General features: G+C 72.1%; 19 protein-coding genes and 2 tRNA genes. 13 read left to right on the plus strand and 8 right to left on the minus strand.

The window, feature by feature from the left end:
- Positions 1–4 precede the first annotated feature (4 nt).
- Positions 5–1,333: an ABC1 kinase family protein gene (locus B4U46_RS23525; protein WP_079429672.1), complete on the minus strand. Its 1,329-nt coding sequence runs from the start codon at positions 1,331–1,333 to the stop codon at positions 5–7.
- Positions 1,334–1,469: 136 nt separating this feature from the next.
- Positions 1,470–2,579, minus strand: a complete 1,110-nt coding sequence (locus B4U46_RS23530; protein WP_079429673.1) for a ThiF family adenylyltransferase — start codon at positions 2,577–2,579, stop codon at positions 1,470–1,472.
- A 126-nt stretch (positions 2,580–2,705) separates the two neighbouring features.
- Between B4U46_RS23530 and B4U46_RS23535 the strand changes: the two genes are divergently transcribed.
- The 4 genes from B4U46_RS23535 (at position 2,706) to B4U46_RS23550 (ending at position 6,735) form a co-directional block, all read left to right on the plus strand.
- Complete coding sequence (locus B4U46_RS23535; RefSeq protein ID WP_237293099.1) at positions 2,706–3,350, plus strand: M48 family metallopeptidase; 645 nt, start codon at positions 2,706–2,708, stop codon at positions 3,348–3,350.
- Between the two features lie 168 nt (positions 3,351–3,518).
- The gene (locus B4U46_RS23540) at positions 3,519–5,252 is read left to right on the plus strand and encodes a TerD family protein (RefSeq protein WP_079429675.1); all 1,734 of its coding nucleotides are present in this window, start codon (positions 3,519–3,521) and stop codon (positions 5,250–5,252) included.
- Positions 5,253–5,281: 29 nt separating this feature from the next.
- Positions 5,282–5,962 carry an AIM24 family protein gene (locus B4U46_RS23545; protein ID WP_079431943.1) on the plus strand — a complete coding sequence of 227 codons (681 nt, stop codon included), beginning with the start codon at positions 5,282–5,284 and terminating at the stop codon, positions 5,960–5,962.
- A 17-nt stretch (positions 5,963–5,979) separates the two neighbouring features.
- Entirely contained in the window at positions 5,980–6,735 is a 756-nt protein-coding gene (locus tag B4U46_RS23550) for an AIM24 family protein (RefSeq protein WP_079429676.1), read from the plus strand.
- Between the two features lie 70 nt (positions 6,736–6,805).
- Here B4U46_RS23550 and B4U46_RS23555 read toward each other — a convergent pair whose 3' ends face one another.
- On the minus strand, positions 6,806–7,348 hold the full coding sequence (locus B4U46_RS23555; protein ID WP_079429677.1) for an NUDIX hydrolase: 543 nt from the start codon (positions 7,346–7,348) through the stop codon (positions 6,806–6,808).
- Positions 7,345–8,727, minus strand: coding sequence for a zinc-dependent metalloprotease (locus B4U46_RS23560; protein WP_079429678.1), 1,383 nt, complete (start codon positions 8,725–8,727; stop codon positions 7,345–7,347). Before B4U46_RS23560 ends, B4U46_RS23555 begins: the two co-directional genes overlap by 4 nt.
- Before the next feature lie 192 nt (positions 8,728–8,919).
- Here B4U46_RS23560 and B4U46_RS23565 point away from each other — a divergent pair, with 192 nt between their 5' ends.
- From B4U46_RS23565 to B4U46_RS23580, 4 genes are all read left to right on the plus strand, one after another.
- On the plus strand, positions 8,920–10,086 hold the full coding sequence (locus B4U46_RS23565; protein WP_079429679.1) for an SDR family oxidoreductase: 1,167 nt from the start codon (positions 8,920–8,922) through the stop codon (positions 10,084–10,086).
- Between the two features lie 151 nt (positions 10,087–10,237).
- Complete coding sequence (locus B4U46_RS23570) at positions 10,238–10,699, plus strand: molybdenum cofactor biosynthesis protein MoaE (protein WP_079429680.1); 462 nt, start codon at positions 10,238–10,240, stop codon at positions 10,697–10,699.
- Positions 10,700–11,022: 323 nt separating this feature from the next.
- Positions 11,023–11,220 carry a hypothetical protein gene (locus B4U46_RS23575; protein ID WP_079429681.1) on the plus strand — a complete coding sequence of 66 codons (198 nt, stop codon included), beginning with the start codon at positions 11,023–11,025 and terminating at the stop codon, positions 11,218–11,220.
- A 132-nt stretch (positions 11,221–11,352) separates the two neighbouring features.
- A complete protein-coding gene (locus tag B4U46_RS23580; RefSeq protein ID WP_079429682.1) occupies positions 11,353–12,441 on the plus strand; it encodes a PDZ domain-containing protein in 1,089 nt (362 codons plus the stop codon).
- Positions 12,442–12,502: 61 nt separating this feature from the next.
- On the opposite strand, the gene B4U46_RS23585 is transcribed toward B4U46_RS23580, so the two are convergent.
- On the minus strand, positions 12,503–13,063 hold the full coding sequence (locus B4U46_RS23585) for a PPA1309 family protein (protein WP_079429683.1): 561 nt from the start codon (positions 13,061–13,063) through the stop codon (positions 12,503–12,505).
- A gap of 135 nt (positions 13,064–13,198) precedes the next feature.
- Between B4U46_RS23585 and B4U46_RS23590 the strand changes: the two genes are divergently transcribed.
- The 4 genes from B4U46_RS23590 to B4U46_RS23605 all read left to right on the plus strand — a co-directional run bounded on the left by B4U46_RS23590 (position 13,199) and on the right by B4U46_RS23605 (position 18,488).
- On the plus strand, positions 13,199–16,084 hold the full coding sequence (locus B4U46_RS23590; protein WP_237293357.1) for a UPF0182 family protein: 2,886 nt from the start codon (positions 13,199–13,201) through the stop codon (positions 16,082–16,084).
- Positions 16,085–16,145: 61 nt separating this feature from the next.
- Positions 16,146–16,219 (plus strand) — tRNA-Met (locus tag B4U46_RS23595).
- A gap of 268 nt (positions 16,220–16,487) precedes the next feature.
- Positions 16,488–18,344 carry a tetratricopeptide repeat protein gene (locus B4U46_RS23600; RefSeq protein WP_079429685.1) on the plus strand — a complete coding sequence of 619 codons (1,857 nt, stop codon included), beginning with the start codon at positions 16,488–16,490 and terminating at the stop codon, positions 18,342–18,344.
- A gap of 70 nt (positions 18,345–18,414) precedes the next feature.
- Positions 18,415–18,488 (plus strand) — tRNA-Met (locus tag B4U46_RS23605).
- Positions 18,489–18,629: 141 nt separating this feature from the next.
- Here B4U46_RS23605 and B4U46_RS23610 read toward each other — a convergent pair.
- On the minus strand, positions 18,630–19,046 hold the full coding sequence (locus tag B4U46_RS23610; protein WP_079429686.1) for a Fur family transcriptional regulator: 417 nt from the start codon (positions 19,044–19,046) through the stop codon (positions 18,630–18,632).
- 129 nt (positions 19,047–19,175) lie between these two features.
- Between B4U46_RS23610 and B4U46_RS23615 the strand changes: the two genes are divergently transcribed.
- Positions 19,176–20,645 (plus strand): catalase, encoded by a 1,470-nt coding sequence (locus B4U46_RS23615; protein ID WP_079429687.1) that lies wholly within the window; start codon positions 19,176–19,178, stop codon positions 20,643–20,645.
- Between the two features lie 65 nt (positions 20,646–20,710).
- Here B4U46_RS23615 and B4U46_RS23620 read toward each other — a convergent pair whose 3' ends face one another.
- Positions 20,711–21,106 (minus strand): cyclic nucleotide-binding/CBS domain-containing protein, encoded by a 396-nt coding sequence (locus B4U46_RS23620; RefSeq protein WP_079429688.1) that lies wholly within the window; start codon positions 21,104–21,106, stop codon positions 20,711–20,713.
- Between the two features lie 135 nt (positions 21,107–21,241).
- Positions 21,242–22,048: a histidinol-phosphatase gene (gene hisN, locus B4U46_RS23625; RefSeq protein WP_079429689.1), complete on the minus strand. Its 807-nt coding sequence runs from the start codon at positions 22,046–22,048 to the stop codon at positions 21,242–21,244.
- Positions 22,049–22,099: the final 51 nt, after the last annotated feature.

The following is a 22,099-nucleotide window of genomic DNA, read 5'->3' on the forward strand; positions in this document are numbered from 1 at the left end:
AGGCTCAGCCCTCGGACGCGAACCCGGGCAGCCAGGCGTCGAGTTCGTCGCGCAGCCGCACCGTCGCACCCAGCTGGCACAGCACCCCGATGGTGCTCAGCGTCACCCGGTGGATCAGCAGGTAGGACGGCGGCAGGTTGATCTGCCGTCCCAACTGGTGGGCGGGGGAGCGGGGATCGGCGATCCGCGTGGCCTGCCCGCGCAGCCACGACCGGGTGAAGGTGAACGCGTCGGCCTCGGCCGGCTCGATGATCGGCTTGAGGTAGTCGAGCACCGCGTCCGGGTCGAGTTCGATGGACTCCTTCACGAACCCCTCGGCGCACAGGTGCCCGTAGACCCCCTCGGCGTCCCCCTCCAGGGTCATCCGCAGCGACCGGCCGATCGGCTTGGGCCAGCCGCCGGGCAGCCGGTCCACCGTGCCGAAGTCCAGCACGCCCAGCCGCATCCGGCCGTCCGCCCCGGCCATGAGCCGGAAGTTCCCCGGGTGCGGATCGGCGTGCAGCAGCCCGGTGCGCGCGGGACCGGAGAAGAGGAACCGGGTCAGCAGCTGGCCGGCGCGGTCACGCTCCTCCTGCGTGCCGTCGGCTATGACCTCCGACAGCGGGGTGCCCTCCAGCCACTCGGTCACCAGCACCTGGTCGCCCTGGTGCACCACGTCCGGGACGACCACGTCCTCGTCCCCGCCGAAGGCGTCGGCGTGGGTGCGCTGCGCCTCGGCCTCCAGCTCGTAGTCCAGCTCCTCGGTGACCCGGTCGCGCAGCTCGGTGATCAGCGGCTTGACGTCCATGCCCGGGATCAGCGGACCCAGCAGCCCGGCGAACCGGCCCAGCTGCTTGAGGTCCGACAGCAGCGCCTCCCCGGCCCCCGGGTACTGGACCTTGACCGCCACCTGCCGCCCGTCGTGCCACACGGCCCGGTGCACCTGCCCGATCGAGGCGGCCGCGGCCGGCTTGTCCTCGAACTCCTCGAACAGCTCGCGCCAGTCCTCGCCGAGCCGCTCCGCCAGCACCTGGTGAACCCGCGCCGCCGGCAGCGCAGGAGCCGCCTCCTGAAGCTTGGTCAGCGCCGCCCGGTAGGGCCCGACGACCTCCTCGGGAAGCGCCGACTCGAACACCGAGAGGGCCTGCCCGAACTTCATGGCACCCCCCTTGAGCTCACCGAGCGTGCGGAACAGCTGCTCGGCGGTGCGCTGCTGGAGCTCACGGGCCACGATCTCGGCGGACTTCCCGCCGATCCGCTTGCCCAGCCCCCACGTGGCCCGCCCCGCGATACCGAGCGGCAGCGCGGCCAGCTTGACCGTACGGGTGACCGCCTTCCGGGGAAGATCAGACATACGCCCCTCCAGTTCCCAGACTGCTGTGCCGCGAGCGGCGGTTCGGAGCGCGCCTCGGCCCCCAACGCATCCTGCCATGGCCGTCCCACCCACCGGACTGGGGCACCCGCCCCGGATCCGGCGGGAGTCAGGCCGCTCACGAGAGCACCGCCCCGGACTCCGGAGCCGGCACGGCCGCCCCGCACGGGCAGTCCGGATGGGGGGTCAGCCCCGAGCGCTCCCAGTGCAGCGCCGGCAGGGCGGCCTCCCAGCGGGAGCCGGTGGAGGCCGGCAGGCGTCCGTCGAGGAAGGCCAGGGTGTGGGCCGCGGCCAGGCCGGCCACCGCCGTGGAGAGCCCCAGGTCGCAGGCGGCCCGGTCCCGGCGCCGGTGAGCCGACCGCCACTGGACCAGCATCCGCGGCCAGGCCGGGTCCCGGTCGACGCGCTCGCGCTCCATGCACCCGGCGCAGGCCGTCACCCCCGGCAGCACCAGCGGCCCGACCAGCCCCGTCCCCTCCAGCACCCCCGCGTACAGGTGCGGGGTGCCCGTCGCCACCCAGTCGGCGGCCGTCGCCGGATCGGGCGCCCACGCCTGGAGGCCGTCCCGGGGCGCGACCACCACCAGCGCGATCTCCGGCCCCGGCCCCTCGGGGTCGCCCTCCCGCGGGGCCCGCCCCGGGGCCGACTCCCGCACGAGGGCCCGCGCCGCCTCGGCCCGCAGCCGGCCCACGCTCCCCGGGCCCAGCCCGCCCGGTGCCACATCGGCCGGCTCCACCCGGCCCCCGTCCAGCACCTCGACCCGGCCCACCCCGGCTCCCGCCAGCACGGCGGCGACCAGCGCCCCCACCCGGCCGCTCCCGCGCACCCGGACCCGTATGGCCCGGCGGGCCGCGACGCCCCGTAAGTCACCCCCGGGCTCCGGGTGCACCAGGGACAGCGAGCCCAGATCGGGGCCGAGCCGCTCCAGCGCCTCCGGGCGGCTCCGCACGGCCTGGGCGCGGGGCCCTCCCGCCGTGGCGTCGTCGAGCAGTCCGGCCCCCGCGAGCCGCCGGACCAGCCCGTCCGCCTGACCCTCCGGCAGCCCCATCCCGCGGGCCTCCGCCCGCAGCAGCTCCATGCCGCGCGTCCCGTCGATCCGGTCGATCAGGGATCCGGTGGCCGTGTCCACCGGGCCGAGCACCACCGCATGCGCCGGGGTCACCCCGAACTGCACCGTCTGCAGGTCCCGCCATGCCCGTGCCAGCGCGGGCTTCACCTTCGGATACATCGCCGCCTCCTCGTTTCCCCGTACCGTCCGCGGCCGCTTCCCCGGCCTCCTCCGTCACGATGCCCGCCCGTCGGAAGGAGTGAGGAGACTTGTCCACAGGCAAGGGGTATTAGGCATATGGGATGAATGGAAGGGGTGTTCTCGGAGGGGGCCGAGCAGGGATCCCGAGGGATCTCGTTCGAAGCGCGGACGTGCGGGACTTCCGCCGCGGCGACCGGGTACCGTCGAGGCGTGTCCGCCGACCCATCCCCGCACGCCGTCGAAGTACGCCGGAGCGCGCGCCGCCGCAGGACCGTCTCCGCCTACCGCGAGGGTGACCGGACGGTCGTGCTGATCCCTGCCCGGATGTCCGAGGCGGAGGAGCGGCGCTGGGTGGGCGTCATGCTCGACAAGCTCGCCGCCCAGGAGAGCAAACGCACCCTCGGCGACACGGAACTCACCGAACGCGCCGCGCGTTTGTCCGAGCAGTACCTCAGCGGCCGCGCCCGCCCCCGCTCGGTCCGCTGGGTCACCAACCAGAACACCCGCTGGGGTTCCTGCACCCCCGCCGAAGGCAGCATCCGGCTCTCCCACCGGCTCCAGGGGATGCCGGAGTACGTGGTCGACTACGTGCTCCTGCACGAGCTGGCGCACCTGCTCGTCCCCGGCCACGGCCCCCGGTTCTGGGAGCTGCTGGAGGCCTACCCGAGGACCGAGCGGGCCCGTGGCTTCCTCGAGGGAGTGGTCGCGGCGGAGCGGCTGCCCAGGATTCCGGCCGCCCGCGAGGAATGAACGCCCCGCGCCGGGCGCGATATGTACCGGGTCGGTACCGGCTTGCCCGGATGTCGCCGGGAGCCGTTAGCCTGAGCGGCACACAACCGCGGGCACGCATCCGGCGGCACACCATCAGGCAGGCGAGCAGCCGCGCACTCACACTCGGGACGGGGGACGGTCGGACGTATGGCCAGGGAATTCCAACGCGGCCACAAGGCCAGGATCAGTGACCTGACGGCGGGTACCGATCTGTACGTGGGCGTCCAGATCGCCGGGCCCGGACTGACCTTCGACATCAGCTGCTTCGGCCTCGACGCCGACGAACGCCTGTCGGACGACCGCTACTTCGTCTTCTACAACCAGCCGAAGTCGCCCGAGGAGTCCGTCCAGCTGCTCGGCGCGCAGGCCGGGGACACCGAGTCCTTCCGGGTGACCCTGGACCACGTGCCCGCGTCCATCCACCGGCTCTCCTTCACCGCCAGCCTCGACGGCGACGGGCAGATGTCGCAGATCGGCCCCGGCTACATCCGGATCGTGGCGGGCGGCGAGGAAGTCGTCCGGTACTCCTTCACGGGCTCGGAGTTCAGCACCGAGCGCGCCCTGATGATCGGCGACTTCTACCGCAAGGACGTGTGGCGCTTCGCCGCCGTCGGCCAGGGCTTCGACGGCGGGCTCGCCGCGCTGCTGGAGAACTTCGGCGGCGAGGTCGCCGAGGAGGAGCCCCAGCAGCAGGCCCCGGTCCCGGCCCAGCCGCAGGCCGCCGCCCCCGGGTTCGCCCCGCCGCCCCAGGCCGCCGCCCCGGCGCCGCCCGCCCCCGCCCCGTCCTACGGCGCCCCGGTCCACCACCACCAGCAGCAGCCGCCCGCCCCCGCCCCGTACGCCCCGCCGCAGCAGCCCCAGCAGCAGCCCCCGGCCCCGGCCCCGGCCCCGGCGGCGGTGCACTCGGCCCCCACCATGGTCGGCCCGCTGACCCCGCCCGCCCCCGCGACCCCCTACGGCCAGCCCCCGCACCCGCCGCAGCAGCCCGGCCCGCCCTCGTACGGCGGCGGCCGGCAGCCGCAGCAGCACGCGTACGGCGCCCAGGTCCCGCCCCCGGGACCGGCCCCGGCCCCCTACGGCCAGCCGCCCCAGCCCTCCTACGGCGGCCAGGTCCCGCCCCAGCAGCAGGGTTACCCCCAGCACCAGGGCTACCAGCAGCCCCCGTACGGCCAGCAGCCCCCCGCCCCCTACGGCGGCCAGGCGGCCCCGCAGGCCGGAGCGGGCCTCGCCGCCGCGCTCCAGCTGTACAAGGAAGCCCCCACGGGCGCCCGCTGGACCGCGCAGAACCACCAGATGATGCGGGTCGACCTGGCGGCGGGCGGCGGCCAGCCCGTCCTCGCCCGCCAGGGCAGCATGGTCCTCTACCAGGGCAAGGTCGACTTCGGCTACAAGGGCGCGGGCTTCGCCGGCCGCATCGTCGGCAACGCCACCGGCCAGGAGATGCAGCTGATGCGCTGCACCGGCCGCGGCCAGGTCTTCCTCGCGGAGAACGGCGCCCACCTGCACGCCATCGAGCTCCAGGGCGACGGCATCTGCGTCAACTCCGAGAACGTCCTCGCCTTCGACGAGTCCCTCCACCACGAGGTCCGCCGCATCGAGGGCCACGGCATCCCCGGCGGCGCCCTGTTCACCATGCTCTTCCAGGGCACCGGCACCGTGATCGTCAAGACGCACGGCACCCCCGTCGTCCTGCCCGTCACCCCGACCACCTTCGCCGACAGCAACGCCATCGTGGCCTGGTCCGCGGCTTCCCAGGTGATCGTTTCCAGCCAGGTCCGGCTGCGCCGCAACGCCTACCCCGGCCACAGCGGGGAGACCGTCAACCTCCAGTTCCGCGGCGCCCCCGGGAACTTCATCGTCGTCCAGCCGTACGAGGTCTGAGGGAGCCCGACATGAACGCCATGAACCCCATGAACCAGCAGCTCGCGGGCTACGCCCCCACCCCCGTCACGGCCCGCATGGAGAACCACGGCCGCGCGATGCTCAAGGTCGCCATGCAGAGCGGCCAGGACCTCTTCGCCCGCACCGGCTCGATGGTCGCCTACGAGGGCTTCGTCCAGTACGAGCCCAACCCGCCCGCCGTCCGCCAGATGGCCTCCCAGTGGCTGACCGGCGAAGGCGCCCCGCTGATGAAGTGCACCGGCGACGGGCTGCTCTACCTCGCCGACTACGGCGCCGACGTGGTCTGCATCAACCTCGACAACGACGCCCTCTCCGTCAACGGCACCAACCTGCTCGCCTTCGACGCCCACCTCCAGTGGGGCGTCGAGCGGGTCAAGGGCATGGCGAAGTTCGCCGGCCAGGGCCTGTTCAACGTCCAGGTCTCCGGCACCGGATGGGTGGCCATCACCTCCCGCGGCACCCCGATCGTCGTCGACTGCGGCCGCGGCGAGGACGAGACGTACGTCGACCCGGACGCGCTCGTCGCCTGGTCCCCGAACCTCAAGGTCAAGGGGAAGCGCAGCTTCAAGGCCTCGTCGATGATCGGCCGGGGCAGCGGGGAGGCCTACCAGATGGCCTTCTCCGGCCAGGGCATCGTCGTCGTACAGCCCAGCGAGGACAGCACCGACCGGCTCCGGACCCGGGGCTGAGGGGGAGCGGACACACCATGCAGAGCTCACTTTTCGGCCACGCCGAGCAGCAGTCCCAGGAGCGGTACACCGTCCAGAACCCGCAGCTCCTGCGGGTCACCCTGGCCGGCTCCGACGACGTCCTCGCCCGCAAGGGCTCGATGGTCGCCTACCAGGGCATCGTCGACTTCGACGGCGAGTACCAGAGCACCAGCCAGAGGGGGGCCCGCAGCCGCACCGGCGAGGGCCTCGACCTCATGCGCTGCTCCGGCCAGGGCACGGTCTACTTCGCCAACCTCGCCCAGCACGTCCACGTCCTCGACGTCGACCAGGACGGCCTGACCGTCGACAGCAGCTACGTCCTGGCCATGGACTCCACGCTGCACACCGAGGTCATCGCGGTCGACAGCCAGTACGGGATCTCCGGCACCGGCAAGTACCAGCTCAACATCACCGGCCGCGGCAAGGTCGCCCTGATGACCTCCGGACAGCCGCTGATGATGCAGGTCACCCCGGACAAGTACGTCAACGCCGACGCCGACGCCATCGTCGCCTGGTCCACCTCGCTGCGCGTGCAGATGCAGGCCCAGACCCACTCCGCCGGTGTCTGGCGCCGCCGCGGCAACACCGGCGAGGGCTGGGAGCTCAGCTTCCTCGGCACCGGCTTCGCCCTGGTGCAGCCCAGCGAGGTGCTGCCCCCGCAGAACGCCCAGCTCGGCCAGGGCATCGCCGCCCAGTTCGGCATGGGCCAGCACGGCGCGCACGCCCAGAACCAGAACAACGTCTGGAACTGAGAGCCGCACACACCGGCACCACGAAGGGGCGGACCCGTCAGGGCCCGCCCCTCCGTCATGGCCCCACGCCCTACGCGCCCAGCCGCTCCAGGGTCGCCTCCATCAGCCGCACCACCGAGGTGTCGGCCACCGAAGCGACCTCCGCGTACGGGAACCAGCGCAGGTCCAGCGACTCGTCGCTGATCTCCGCCACCACGCCGGCCGGAGCCAGCGCCGCGTACTGCACGTCCAGGTGCCAGTTGCACGGCGCCGGGATCGGGTGCCGGTCCAGCCGCACCGGGCCGCCCTCCAGCAGCGTCAGCCCGGAGGCGATGCCCGACTCCTCGACCGCCTCGCGCATCGCCGCGCCCGCCAGCGTGGTGTCACCGGGCTCGCAGTGCCCGCCCATCTGCAGCCACAGGCCGAGCTTCTTGTGCAGGGTCAGCAGGACACGGCCGCCCACCGGGTCGATCACCAGCGCGCTGCCCGTCACATGCCCCGCCTGGCAGGGCTTGTACATGCCGTCCGGGTGCTCCGCCAGGTGCTCCAGGTAGACGTCCCGGAGCCCGCGCTGCTGCTCGTCCGGGCCCGCGTACTCCTTCAGGACCAGGACGGCGTCCTCGTACAGACTCACTTCTTCTCGTCACCCTCGCCCTGGTCGCGCTTCTCGGCGGCCTCGCCGAGCATCTTGTCGATCTCCGAGAAGTCCAGCTGCTCGCGGTGCACGAACCCGTCCGGGTCGTCCAGGTCGGAGGCCGTGGGCAGCATGTCCGGGTGCTCCCACAGCCCGTCGCGCCCGTCCACCCCGCGCGCGTCGGTGAGCGAGGCCCACAGCCGCGAGGCGTCGCGCAGCCGGCGCGGCCGCAGCTCCAGCCCGATCAGCGTGGCGAAGGTCTGCTCCGCCGGGCCGCCCGAGGCACGCCGGCGGCGCATCGTCTCGCGCATGGCGTCGGCCGAGGTCAGCCGGGGCTTGGCCGCCTCGTGCACCACGGCGTCCACCCAGCCCTCGACCAGCGCGAGCGCCGTCTCCAGCCGGGCCAGGGCGGCCTTCTGCTCCGGGGTGTCCTGCGGCTGGAACATACCGCCCTGCAGGGCCTCCTGAAGCTGCTCCGGGTTGGACGGGTCGAGGTGTCCGACCACGTCCTCCAGCTTCGAGGTGTCCACCTTGATGCCCCGGGCGTACCCCTCCACCGCACCGAACAGGTGCGAGCGCAGCCACGGCACATGCGCGAAGAGACGGGCGTGCGCCGCCTCGCGCAGGGCCAGGTACAGCCGCACCTCGTCGGAGGGGACGCCCAGGTCCTTGCCGAAGCTCTCGATGTTCAGCGGCAGCAGCGCCGCCCGCCCGGCCGGGCCCAGCGGCAGCCCGATGTCCGTGGAGCCGACGACCTCGCCCGCGAGGGTGCCCACGGCCTGGCCGATCTGCTGGCCGAACATGGCCCCGCCCATGGAGCGCATCATGCCGAGCAGCGGGCCCGCCATGGCCTGCATCTCCTCGGGCAGCACACTGCCCATGGCCGCGCCGACCCGCTCGGCCACCGGGTCCACCAGCTCCTTCCACACCGGGAGGGTCGCCTCGACCCACTCGGCGCGGCTCCACGCGACGGCCGCGGTGGCACCCGACGGCAGGGAGGTCACCCCGTCCAGCCACAGGTCGGCCAGACGCACCGCCTCCTCCACCGCCGACTTCTCGGCGACGCCGACGCTGGCGTCCTTCACGCCGTCCGGCGTGCCCTGCGCGACGGTCTGGCGGGCGATGTCCTTGGCCATGTCCCAGTTCACGGGACCGCCCTCGTAGCTGAGCATCTGGCCCAGCTGCTGGAAGGCGGCGCCCAGATCGCCCGGGTTCATCGAACCGAACATCGCGGCGAACGGATTGTCCGCACCGCCGGGGAGGCCGCCCGGGCCGAACCCGAACGGATTCCCGGGGCCGCCCTGGCCCCCCTTCTTGCCCTTGTCGCCGTCCTCCGGCTCCTCCGGCGGAAGGCCGAATCCGAATGGGGTGTCGCTCACGGGTTTCCTCGGCTCGTAGGGCCGCCGGCGGGTGCCGACGGGCAATGGTCCGACAACACCACCCAGCGTAGACACCACTCCCGCTTCCGGGCTCGGTGCTCCGCCGACTCCTGGGCTGCGGCAGGATGGACATCACCTGGTGGGTACGCGTCACGGCGCGTCCCCACTGAAGACAACCGCTGGAGACGCCCGGTGAGTTCCCCAGATCCGCAGGCTCGCGCGCCGCACGACGCCGAAAACCGCCCTGAGCACGGCGACAGCGCCCCCGGCGTTCGCCAGCCGCGAAACGAGGCCGCCCCCCGCCGCCGCAGCCCCGTGATCGCGGTCACCGGGGCCGCCTCCGGCGTCGGCGCCGCGCTCGTGGGCCGCCTCGCCGAGTCCGACGAGGTCAAGCAGGTCATCGCCATCGACGAGCGGCGCGGGGACTGCGCCGGCGCCCAGTGGCACGTCCTGGACGTACGCGACCCCGCCATCGCCGAGAAGCTGCGCGGCGCGGACGTGGTCGTGCACCTCGCGCTCGACCTCGACCTGGAGACCGACCCCGCGGCCCGCACTGCGTACAACGTACGCGGAACCCAGACCGTGCTCACCGCCGCCGCGGCGGCCGGGGTGCACCGGGTCGTGCTCTGCACCTCCGCGATGGTCTACGGGGCCCTGCCCGACAACGACATCCCGCTCTCCGAGGACTCCGAGCTGCGGGCCACCGCCGAGGCCACCGGCGTCGGCGACCTGCTGGAGATCGAGCGCCTGGGCCGCCGGGCCCCCCGCGCCCACCCCGGCCTGAACGTCACGGTGCTCCGCCCGGCCGTACTCGTCGGCGGCACGGACACCGCCCTGACCCGCTACTTCGAGTCCCCGCGCCTGCTCGTCGTCGCGGGCTCCCGGCCCACCTGGCAGTTCTGCCACGTCGAGGACCTGGTCAGCGCCCTGGAGTACGCCGCCCTGGAGAAGGTGGAGGGCGAGCTGGCCGTCGGCTGCGAGGGCTGGCTGGAACAGGAGGAGGTCGAGGAGCTCAGCGGCATCCGCCGCATGGAGCTGCCCTCGGCGGTGGCCCTGGGCGCCGCGGCCCGGCTGCACCGGATCGGCCTGACCCCCTCCCCGGCCGGGGACCTCGCCTACACGATGCACCCCTGGGTGGTCAGCGTCAGCGGGCTGCACGCAGCCGGCTGGCGGCCCCGCTGGACCAACGAGGCGGTGCTGGCCGAGCTGCTCCAGGAGGTCGCGGGCCGGCACACCGTCGCGGGCCGCCGCCTGGGCCGCAAGGACGCCGCCACGGCCGCCGGAGCCGCCGGCGCGACGGTGGCCCTGCTGGGCGCCGCCGCCGCGGTCCGCCGGGCCCGCAGGCGCCGCGGCCTCTGACCGGCCGCACGCCCCCGGCCCCCACGGGCCCGGACACCGCTCCGGGCCCGGCCGGAGCCCGGGCCTCCTGTAGGAGACTCCCAACCGGCCGGTCACGGCACGGGCGATCCGGCTATTCCGCCACGTCAGCCCCTGAGGCACGATGGATGACATGGCACCGCACTTCGACCACCCCGGCGAGCAGGCCGCCCAGGACCCGATCCGGCTGCTCGCGATCCGCGAGACCCCGCTCTCGATCGACGAGGTCTTCAAGGCCGTCGGCGACGACGCCACGGGAGGCACCACCCTCTTCGTCGGCACGGTGCGCAACCACGACGGCGGCGCGGACGTCGACTCCCTCGGCTACTCCTGCCACCCGACGGCCGAGGCCGAGATGCGCCGCATCGCCGAGCGCGTCGTGGAGAAGTACCCGGTCCGCGCCCTGGCGGCCGTCCACCGCATCGGCGACCTGGCCGTCGGCGACCTCGCCGTGGTCGTCGCCGTCTCCTGCCCGCACCGCGGCGAGGCCTTCGAGGCCTGCCGCATGCTGATCGACGACCTCAAGCACGAGGTCCCGATCTGGAAGCATCAGACCTTCTCCGACGGCACGGAGGAGTGGGTCGGCGCCTGCTGAGGACCCGGGCGACGCCCCGCCGGGCCCCACCGGCGGACGGAGTCCGGCGCAGGCGGCCCGAAGCCTGGGAGGCGCCCCGCGCCGAGCAGTGCGAGGTCGCCGTGGAAGAGGGGACCTTCTCCGACGGCACGGAGGAGTGGGTCGGCGCCTGCTGACCCCGGCCCGCACACCGTGGCCCCCTGGTCGCGCAGGCGCGCCCGGGCGGGAGTACCCTCACACCCGTTCGGCCGCGCAACACGCCCTCGATTTGCGTAACCCCCCCACGGGCACGAGCGTTGAAGCCACCGACGACACTCGTACTTTCGGGGCAGGGAGGCACGTCCATGGCGTCACTGGCGTGGTTGCTGATTCCGCTGTTCGCCGCGATCGGGGCGGCGATATGGGGCAGCTGGGCAGCGCGCGACCGCACGCAGGGAGACATATCCGAGCTCGCCGGCTACGCGAGGTTCCGCGAGGCCATGGACAAGGCCGACGAGGCGAGGCAGAAGGAGAAGGCGCACTCCGGTTCCGACGCCGTCTGACGCGTCCCAGGAGTCCGCGGTGACCGGGCCGGCCGGGCCCTCCGCTGAGAATCGCCTGAGAGTCCCGCCCGCGGGCCCCGTACGGACCGGCCCCACGGGTCGCGTCCCAGGACCGTCCCGTACTGTCGATCCATGCCACGCCGTACAGCGACGATGCTCGCCTCCTCCCTCGTGCTGTTCGCGCTGCTCTGCGCGGGAGTGTTCCTGAAGGTCCCGTACTCCGAGATGAGTCCCGGACCGACCGTGAACACCCTGGGCGAATCGCACGGCGAGCCCGTCCTGAACATCTCCGGTCACCAGACGTACCCGACCACCGGCCACCTCAACATGACGACGGTCCGCGTCACCGGCGCCGACTACGACATGAACCTGCTCGAAGCGGTCTACGGCTGGATCGCGGGCGACAACATCGTCGTCCCGCACGAGAACCTCTACCCGGACGGCAAGACGGACAAGGAGTCGACGCAGGAGAACGCCGAGGAGTTCAGCCAGTCGCAGGAGAGCGCCAAGGTGGCCGCCCTCAAGCAGCTCGGCATCCCGGTCAGCGCCCGCGTCATCGTCGCCAGCGTCGTCAAGGGCAGCCCCTCCGAGGGCAAGCTGCACGCCGGGGACGTCGTCAAAGCCGTTGACGGCAGCCCCGTCACCGCCCCCGGCGACGTCGCGAAGCTCGTCACCAAGCACAAGCCGGGCGAGCCCGTCGAGTTCACCCTCGTGCCCGCCGCCGACGCGGCCGAGGCCGAGAAGGCGAACCGCGAGCCCACCACCACCGCCAAGGTGACCGTCACCGCGGGCAAGGCGCCGGACGACGGCCACGCCATCGTCGGCATCAAGGCCGGGACCGACCACACCTTCCCGTTCCCGATCGACATCAAGCTCGCCGACGTCGGCGGCCCCAGCGCCGGCCTGATGTTCGCCCTGGGCATCGTCGACAAGCTCACCCCGGAGGACCTGACCGGCGGCAAGTTCATCGCCGGCACCGGCACCATCGACGACACCGGCAAGGTCGGCCCGATCGGCGGCATCCAGATGAAGACCATCGGCGCCCGCCAGGCCGGCGCCGAGTACTTCCTCACCCCGGCCGAGAACTGCGCCTCCGCCGCCGCCCAGGTCCCCGACGGCCTGACCCTGGTGAAGGTCTCCACCATCGACGACGCCACCAAGGCCCTGCAGAAGATCAGCAAGGGGGACACGGCCGGACTGCCGAGCTGCACGAAGTCGTGATCCGGCGCCTCCGGCCGCGCCCCCGGGCCCGCGGGGCCCGGGCCTTCGGGCGTTCGGGGCCTCAGGCGAACGTCGCCGCCAGCGCGTCGGCCAGGCCGGGCACCAGGCTCGCGCCGGTCAGCACCTCGCTGGAGGAGTCCTTCTCCCGCAGCCGCACGGCCGACTCCCGCGAGCCGTCGCGCAGGACGCCCACCGTCAGGCGCACCTCCTGCCGCTCCGGGTGGCCGGCGACCCACTTGGCCAGCTGCTTGTCGCTGAGCCCCTCCGGTACGGAGGCCTCGGCGGACGGCGGCAGCATCAGCCGCTCCACCGTCAGGGCGCACCCGACGACCGCGTCGGGCCAGGCGATGGTTCCCAGGAACTTGTCCAGCGGGGTCCCGGCCGGCACCTCGTCCTGCTCGATCGGGGTGAGCTGGGCCTTGCCGGCGTCGTCCTTGTCGAGGCCGAGCTGGTTCGCGAGGCCGGGCTCCTGCCGGCGCAGGCGGGCCGTGTCGACCAGGGCGAAGAGGCGGGCGGGCTTGTCCCAGCCGAGGGTGGTGGCGTACTCGTCGATCTCGAGGACGGCGCGGGTCAGCGGACTGGCCGCCATGGGGGTGCCGGGGGAGGGCGAAAGGTTGGACATGGACAACATCCTGCCTCCTTTCTCCCCGATACCGGGAACTGACTAAAGCCTCAGTAAGTTGCATGGGTGGGCCCTACCATCGTGGGCCCACGACCAGACCCAGCGACATTCGAGGTGCGCACCTTGGCTTTCCAGATGCCGGACCGCGGCGGAGGCCCCTCCGGGCCACGGATGAGAGTCGGCCGCCCCTCCCGGCGCGCCCGGACCCTTCTGCTGACCCTGGGCGTCCTGGCCGTCCTGGCCATGGCGTTCATCATGTTCGCCGGGTTCTGGACGGACTGGCTCTGGTTCCGCTCCGTCAAGTACTCCTCCGTCTTCACCACCACCCTGTGGACCAAGATCGGCCTCTTCGCCGTCTTCGGACTGCTGATGGCGGGTGCCGTCGGGCTGAACGTGTGGCTGGCCTACCGGCTGCGGCCGCCGCTGAGCGCGATGTCGATGGAGCAGCAGAGCCTCGACCGGTACCGGATGAGCGTCGCGCCGTACAAGAAGTGGCTGCTCCTGAGCGTCGCCGCGGTGGTCGGGCTGATCGCGGGCGCCTCGGCGGCCGGCCAGTGGAAGACCTGGCTGATGTACGTGAACGGGGTGCCCTTCGGCAAGAAGGACCCCCAGTTCCATCTCGACGTCTCCTTCTACACTTTCGACCTGCCCTGGTACCGCTTCCTGCTCGGCTTCGGCTTCGCCGCCGTCGTGCTGTCGGTGATCGCGGCCGTCGTCGTGCACTACCTGTACGGCGGACTGCGCGTGACCAGCCCGGGCGCCCGGGCCACCGCCGCGGCGACCGGGCACCTGTCGGTGCTGCTCGGCCTCTTCGTCACGTTCAAGGCGATCGCCTACTGGCTCGACCGGTACGGCCTCGCCGTGAAGTCCAGCGACTTCAAGGCCTCCGACAACTGGACCGGCCTGCGCTACGTCGACGCCAACGCCTACCTGCCGGCGAAGACCATCCTCGTCGCCATCGCCGCGATCTGCGCGGTGCTGTTCTTCGCCACCCTGTGGCGGCGCACCTGGCAGCTGCCGGTCATCGGCTTCGGCCTGATGGTGCTCTCGGCGATCCTGATCGGCGGGCTCTACCCGGCGATCGTGCAGAAGTTCCAGGTCCAGCCGAACGAGCAGGCCAAGGAATCCCCGTACGTCGAGAAGAACATCAAGGCCACGCGCGACGCCTACGGGATCGACGGGGCCGAGGTCAAGGACTACCCGGGCGTCCCGCAGACCGACGACCGGACCAAGCTGCGGCCGGTGGCCGACACCACCGCGAGCCTGCGCCTGCTCGACCCGAACATCGTCTCGCCGGCCTTCCAGCAGCTCCAGCAGGTCAAGGGCTACTACGGCTTCCCCTCCACGCTGGCGGTCGACCGGTACAACGGCCAGGACACCGTCATCGGGCTGCGCGAGCTGAACATCGGCGGCATCCCGAAGAACAACTGGATCAACGACCACTTCAAGTACACCCACGGCTACGGCGTCGTCGCGGCCAAGGGCACCACGGTCAAGGACGGCGCCCCCGACTTCACCCAGTCCGACCTGCCTTCCAAGGGCATGTTCGGCACGAACTTCGAGCAGCGCATCTACTACGGCGAGCAGACGAAGCAGTACTCGATCGTCGGCGGACCGCAGAAGGAGCTCGACTACTCGGACGACAAGGGCGAGAAGGAGACCAGCTACAAGGGCGACTCGGGCGTCAACCTGAACAACCCGGTCAACCGCGCCGCCTACGCGCTCGCCTTCAGCGAGCCCCAGATCCTCTACTCGGGGGCCATCGGCGAAGGCTCGCGGATCCTCTACAACCGCACGCCCAAGGACCGCGTCGAGGCCGTCGCGCCCTGGCTGACCATCGACGGCGCCCCGTACCCGGCCGTCGTCGACGGGCGGATCAAGTGGATCGTCGACGCCTACACGACGACGAACGGCTACCCGTACGCCTCGCGCACCACGCTGGGCCAGAGCACCGCCGACTCGCTGACCAACAGCCAGCGCGCCGTGGTGGCCCAGGAGAACCGGGTCAACTACATCCGCAACTCGGTGAAGGCCACCGTCGACGCCTACGACGGCACGGTGAACCTCTACCAGTGGGACACCCAGGACCCGGTCCTGAAGACCTGGATGAAGGCCTTCCCGGGCACGGTGAAGCCCAAGAGCGAGATCTCCAAGCCGCTCATGGACCACCTGCGCTACCCGCAGGACCTCTTCAAGGTCCAGCGCGAGCTCCTGACCCGGTACCACGTCACCGACCCGCAGACCTTCCTCAGCGGCAGCGAGGCGTGGGCCGTCCCGGACGACCCGACGACCAAGGCCGGTACGGCCGTTCCGCCGTACTACCTGTCGATGAAGATGCCGGGCCAGCCGGAGAAGGACCAGGTCTTCTCGCTGACGACCACCTTCACGCCGAACGAGCGGCCCAACCTGAGCGCCTTCATGGCGGTGAACGCCGATCCGGGCACCCCGGACTACGGCAAGATCCGGATCCTGAAGATGCCGACCAGCAAGCCGCCGGACGGCCCGGGCCAGGTGCAGAGCAAGTTCCAGTCGGAGCCGAAGATCGCCGAGTCGATCCGGCTGCTGCGCGGCGGTGACTCGGAGATCGAGTACGGCAACCTGCTCGCGGTGCCGATGGACGGCGGGATGCTCTACGTGGAGCCGGTGTACGTCCGCAGCTCGGGCCTCAAGTACCCGCTGCTGCGCAAGGTGCTGGTGACCTACGGCGGCCAGACGGCCTTCGAGGACACCCTGGAGAAGGCGCTGAACGTGGTCTTCGGAGCCGAGGCCCCGACCACACCGGTGCCGCCGGAGACCCAGCCGACCAAGCCGGGCGAGACCACCACCAACCCGCCGGCCGCACAGGACCCGACGGTCAAGGCGGCCCTGGCCGACGCCCAGAAGGCGGTCGAGGACGCCGACAAGGCCATGAAGGCCGGCGACTGGGCCGCGTACGGCAAGGCCCAGAGCGACCTCCAGGCGGCGCTGAAGCGGGCGGTCGACGCCGAAGCCAAGCTGACGGCCCCCAAGCCGGGAGGCTAGGCGGCCCGGTCGCAAACGGGTAATGGCTCCGTCCCGCGCCGTGATACTGTGGTTTCACCGACGCGGGGTGGAGCAGCTCGGTAGCTCGCTGGGCTCATAACCCAGAGGTCGCAGGTTCAAATCCTGTCCCCGCTACTGAAGACGAAGGCCCGGATCCCATGGGATCCGGGCCTTCGTCATGCCCGGATGAGATTCGGATGAGATTCCGACGGGGCCCGGAGCGGGCTCGCACGGGTCATGAGGGGCCGGTAGGAAGCTGCTGGGGGACACGAGGTCACTGGGGCGGGTGAGTTGAGGTGTGAGCGTGTTTGACTTGTCTCTCTGTGGGCATGTCGACAAAACGCTGTAGTGACCTCACTGGCTGCGACATACCAGGTGTACGCGGGTAGCAGGTGATGCGACGATGGGATTTATGGGGGACAGGTCAACTCTGCTGGAGACAGGGCGGTTTGTGAGGGCGGAGGCCGAGTCGGGTACGGAGGCAGGCAAGACGGCTCCCGCTGTGAACGCGCAGACCGCACTGACCGATGCGGATTTCGCGGAAGAGGCCTTCGGCGACGCCGAGGGGGCGACCGACGCCGAACTGGAGGCGCGCCACCGGGTGGCCGCCGACAAGGGCGACCCCGGTGCCATGAGCGTGCTCGGCGCCCTGCTGCTGCGCCGCGGCGACCTGGCCGGGGCCGAGCCCTACCTGCGCGGCGCCACCGCTGCGGGGGACCGTGCCGCCGCCAACAACCTGGGCGTCCTCCTCCTCCAGCGCGGCTACCCCGACGAGGCCGCCGGCTGGTGGCGGGTCGCCGCCGTCGCCGGTTCCGCCCCCGCCGCGCACGCCCTGGGCCGCCACTACCGCGAGCGCGGGGACGAGCCCGCCGCCGAGTACTGGCTGCGCCAGGCGGCGGAGTCCGGCCACGCCCTGGGCGCCTACGGCCTGGCCGACCTGCTGGAGCACCGCGGGGACAAGGGCATCGAGCGCTGGTTCCGGGCCGCCGCCGAACAGGGCCACCGCGAGGCGGCCTACCGGCTGGCCCGGCACCTGCGCAAGGGCGATCCCGCCGAGGCCGAACAGTGGTACCGGCAGGCAGCCGCCCGCGGCCACCGGCGCGCCGGCCTGCACCTGGGCGCCCTCCTGGAGGCGCGCGGAGAGCTGAAGGAGGCCGGCCGCTGGTACCTCAGCTCCGCCAAGCAGGGCGAGGCCCGGGCCGCGTGCGCGCTCGGCTTCCTGCTGCGCGACGCCGGGGACGAGGACAGCGCGGCCGCCTGGTGGCACCGCGCCGCGCAGGACGGCGACGGGAACGCGGCCAACGCCCTGGGCGCGCTGCACGCGGCCCGCGGCGAGACCGAGACGGCCGAGAAGTGGTACCGGGTCGCGATGGACGCGGGCGACCACAACGGCGCCTACAACCTCGCCCTGCTGTGCGCCGCCCAGGAGCGGACGGCCCAGGCCGAGCAGTGGTACCGCCGCGCCGCCTACGCGGGCCACCGCGAGGCCGCCAACGCGCTGGCGATCATGCTGCTCCAGGCCGGGGACGCGGCGGGCGCCGAGCCGTGGTTCTCCAAGGCGGCCGAGGCGGGCAGCGTGGACGCCGCCTTCAACCTGGGCATCCTCTTCGCCAGCCGGGACGAGGACCGCTCCGCCCTGAAGTGGTACGAGCGCGCCGCCGCGGCCGGGCACACCGACGCCGCCCTCCAGGTCGGCATCGCCCTGGTGCGCGACGGCGAGGAGCGCGCCGCAGAACGGCACCTGCGCTGCGCCGCCAGCGGCGGCAGCGCGGAGGCGGCCTTCCGGCTGGCCTCGCTGCTGGAGTCGCTGGCCCCGCCGCCGGAGCCGGTGGCGCTGGGCGAGCCCGTCGGCGGCGCCGCGCGCTCCGAGAGCGAGGACTGGTACGAGCGCGCCGCCGAGCAGGGCCACCGCCGGGCCCAGGTGCGGGTCGGGATGCTGGCCGCGGCGCGGGGCGACCTGGCCGTGGCCGCCCGCTGGTACCGGGAGGCGGCCGAGGCCGGCTCGCGCAACGGCGCCTTCAACCTCGGGCTGCTCCTGGCCCGCGAGGGCAACGAGCCGGAGGCGGCCCTGTGGTGGACCCGGGCGGCGGTGGCCGGACACGGCCGGGCCGCCCTGCGCCTGGGGCTGCTCGCCGCCCGGCACGGGGACCTCGCGGAGGGCCAGAAGTGGTGCGTACGGGCCATGGAGCTCGGCCCCGCGGAGGTCGCCGAGCGGGCGGCCCGGCTGCGGGACGCCCTCGCGGAGGAACTCTCCGTATGAGGCCGTCCGGGGGAGCCCGCCCAGTGATTTGCATCTGCTGGGTGAACTCCCGTACAGTCGGGTTTACCGACGCGGGGTGGAGCAGCTCGGTAGCTCGCTGGGCTCATAACCCAGAGGTCGCAGGTTCAAATCCTGTCCCCGCTACTGAAGGCCCGAGGCCCGGATCCCATGGATCCGGGCCTCGAGTCGTTCCTGAACGTAAACACCTGTACGCACAAGAACGCCCGTACGCAGAAGAGAAGGCCGGGAGCTTCCGCCCCCGGCCTTCCCCGTTCCCTCGTCGCCTCAGCCGGCGGCGCAGTTCGGGCACACCCCGCGGTAGGTCACCTCGACCGCCGAGACCACGAAGCCGAAGCGCTCGCCCGCGGGCAGGTCGGCCAGCGGGTCGCCCGCCGGGTGGACGTCGCGGATGGCCCCGCACTGGGCGCAGACCAGGTGGTGGTGGGGCTGGTGGGCGTTCGGGTCGTACCGCTTGGCCCGCCGGTCCGTCGAGACCTCCAGCACCTCGCCGAGCGAGACCAGCTCGCCCAAGGTGTTGTACACCGTCGCTCGAGAAATCTCGGGCAGTTTGATCACAGCGCGTGCGTGCACTTCGTCTGCCGTCAGGTGAACGTGTTCACCGTCGAGTACTTCGGCCACGACACGCCGCTGGGCCGTCATGCGCCAGCCGCGTCCGCGAAGTCGTTCCAGCAGGTCACTCATACACGCCAGCCTAACAGTGGGGATTCGGTGCAGATCCCGAACCGATGTGGACTTGGATGCTTACTTGACTTAGACAAAGTCCATCGTAGGATCGGTTACGGCAAACGCCAAGGACAGGACTTGCAGGAAATGACGCAGGAGGCGCACGTGACGCAGGGACCGCTCACCACGGAGGCCGGGGCACCGGTCGCCGACAACCAGAACAGCGAGACCGCTGGGGTCGGCGGGCCGGTCCTCGTCCAGGACCAGCTCCTCCTGGAGAAGCTGGCTCACTTCAACCGCGAGCGCATCCCGGAGCGCGTGGTGCACGCCCGCGGCGCCGGCGCCTACGGCACCTTCACCGTGACCGCGGACGTCACGAAGTACACCCGGGCGAAGTTCCTCTCCGAGGTCGGCAAGCAGACCGAGACCTTCCTGCGCTTCTCCACCGTCGCGGACAGCCTCGGCGGCGCCGACGCCCGCCGTGACCCCCGCGGCTGGGCGCTGAAGTTCTACACCGAAGAGGGCAACTACGACCTCGTCGGCAACAACACCCCGGTGTTCTTCATACGCGACGCCATCAAGTTCCCCGACTTCATCCACACCCAGAAGCGCGACCCGTACACGGGCTCGCAGGAGGCGGACAACGTCTGGGACTTCTGGGGGCTGTCGCCCGAGTCCACCCACCAGGTGACCTGGCTGTTCGGCGACCGCGGCATCCCGGCGTCCTACCGCCACATGAACGGCTACGGTTCGCACACGTTCCAGTGGAACAACGAGGCCGGCGAGGTCTTCTGGGTCAAGTACCACTTCAAGACCGACCAGGGCATCAAGAACCTCACCCAGGCCGAGGCCAACCGGCTCGCCGGTGAGGACCCGGACTCCCACCAGCGCGACCTGCGCGAGTCCATCGAGCGCGGCGAGTTCCCGACCTGGACCGTGCAGGTCCAGATCATGCCGGACGCCGACGCGGCGAACTACCGCTTCAACCCGTTCGACCTCACCAAGGTGTGGCCGCACGAGGACTACCCGCCGATCGAGATCGGCAAGCTCGAGCTCAACCGGAACCCGGAGAACATCTTCGCCGAGGTCGAGCAGAGCATCTTCTCCCCGGCGCACTTCGTCCCCGGCATCGGTCCCTCCCCGGACAAGATGCTCCAGGGCCGTCTCTTCGCGTACGGCGACGCCCACCGCTACCGCGTCGGCATCAACGCCGACCACCTGCCGGTGAACCGCCCGCACGCCACCGAGGCGCGCACGAACTCCCGTGACGGCTACCTCTACGACGGCCGCCACAAGGGTGCGAAGAACTACGAGCCGAACAGCTTCGGCGGCCCCTTCCAGACGGACCGCCCGCTGTGGCAGTCCACCCCGGTCACGGGCGGCACGGGCAACCACGCCACCCCCTCCCACGCCGAGGACAACGACTTCGTCCAGGCGGGCAACCTCTACCGCCTGATGTCCGAGGACGAGAAGGGCCGTCTGATCGAGAACCTTTCCGGCTTCATCGCCAAGGTCTCCCGTGAGGACATCGTCGAGCGCGCGATCGACAACTTCCGCCAGGCGGACGGCGACTTCGGCAAGCGGCTGGAAGCCGCGGTCCAGGCCCTCCGCGGCTAGTACGGACCGCTTGCCGTAGCGGGACGGCGGGCCGGAACCCCTCGGGGCTCCGGCCCGCCGCCGTTTCACGCCGCCATGGCGCCCTGCCGCGTGCGCGCCCAGGAGCGGATGACGTCGCGGACGGAGACGATGCCCACCGGGCCGCCGTCCTCCAGCACGACCAGGTGCCGGAAGCCGCCGATGGCCATCGCCTCCGCGGCTTCCGCCACGGTGGCCTCGGGGGTGCAGAAGACGACGTTGTTCGTGGTGTGCGCGCCCACCGACTCCCGGTCGGGATCATGGCCGGCGCCGAGCGAGTTGAGGATGTCGCGCTCGGTGAGGATGCCGATGCCGCTGTGGTCGGGGTCGAGGACGACGGCCGCTCCGACCCGGCGGCCGGACATCAGGCAGGCCGCCTGACGGAGGGTGTGGGCAGGTCCGAGGGTCAGGATCACGGTGCTCATGGCGTCACGGACGAGCATGAAGAGAACCACCTCCTGGGTGAGCCCCGCTTCGAGAACCGCTTCACAAGCGCACAAGCGGGGGAGTCCCAGATTCCCATGGGCACGCTGCGTTATCAAGAGGGCGCGCTGAGTGCACGCCCCCGCGCGCCGGGATCAGGCGGAGGGGCGCAGGAAGCCCAGCATCTCGCCGTGCAGCAGCCCGTTCGAGGCGGCCGCGTTGCCGCCGTGCACCCCGTCCACGCCGTCGATGCTCGTGAACCGGCCGCCCGCCTCCTGGACCACGACCGCGAGGGCCGCCATGTCCCACAGGTTCAGCTCCGGCTCGGCGCACAGGTCCAGGGAGCCCTCGGCGACCATCATGTACGGCCAGAAGTCCCCGTAGCCGCGCGTGCGCCAGCAGGCGCGGGTCAGCTCCAGGAACCCGGGCAGCCGGCCCAGCTCCTCCCAGCCGGTCAGCGAGGAGAAGGCGAAGGAGGCGTCCGCCAGGGTGGCCACCTTCGAGACGCCGATCGGGCCCGCGGGCTCGCCCAGCGCACCGCCCGAGAAGGCGCCCCCGCCCTGCGAGGCCCACCAGCGGCGGCCCAGCGCCGGGGCCGAGACCACGCCCACGACCGGACGGAACTCCCCGTCCTCGCCCTGCTCCATGAGGGAGATCAGGGTCGCCCACACGGGCACCCCGCGCACGTAGTTCTTCGTGCCGTCGATCGGGTCCACGACCCAGCGGCGCGGGCCCTCGCCCTTGAGCCCGTACTCCTCGCCGAGGATCGCGTCCCCGGGCCGCGCGGCCAGGATCCCGGCCCGGATGATCTCCTCTGCGGCCTGGTCGGCCTCGCTCACCGGAGTCATGTCCGGCTTCGTCTCCACCACCAGGTCCAGGGCACGGAACCGCTGCATGGTGGCGGCGTCCGCCGCGTCGGCGAGTTCGAGGGCGAGGCGCAGGTCGTCGTCATACGTGGACATGCCCGAACAGTACCGAGAGTCCACCGGCCCGGCGAACGGCGTCCACGGAAC

The organism is Streptomyces katrae, assembly GCF_002028425.1.
Classification (GTDB): Bacteria; Actinomycetota; Actinomycetes; order Streptomycetales; family Streptomycetaceae; genus Streptomyces; species Streptomyces katrae_A.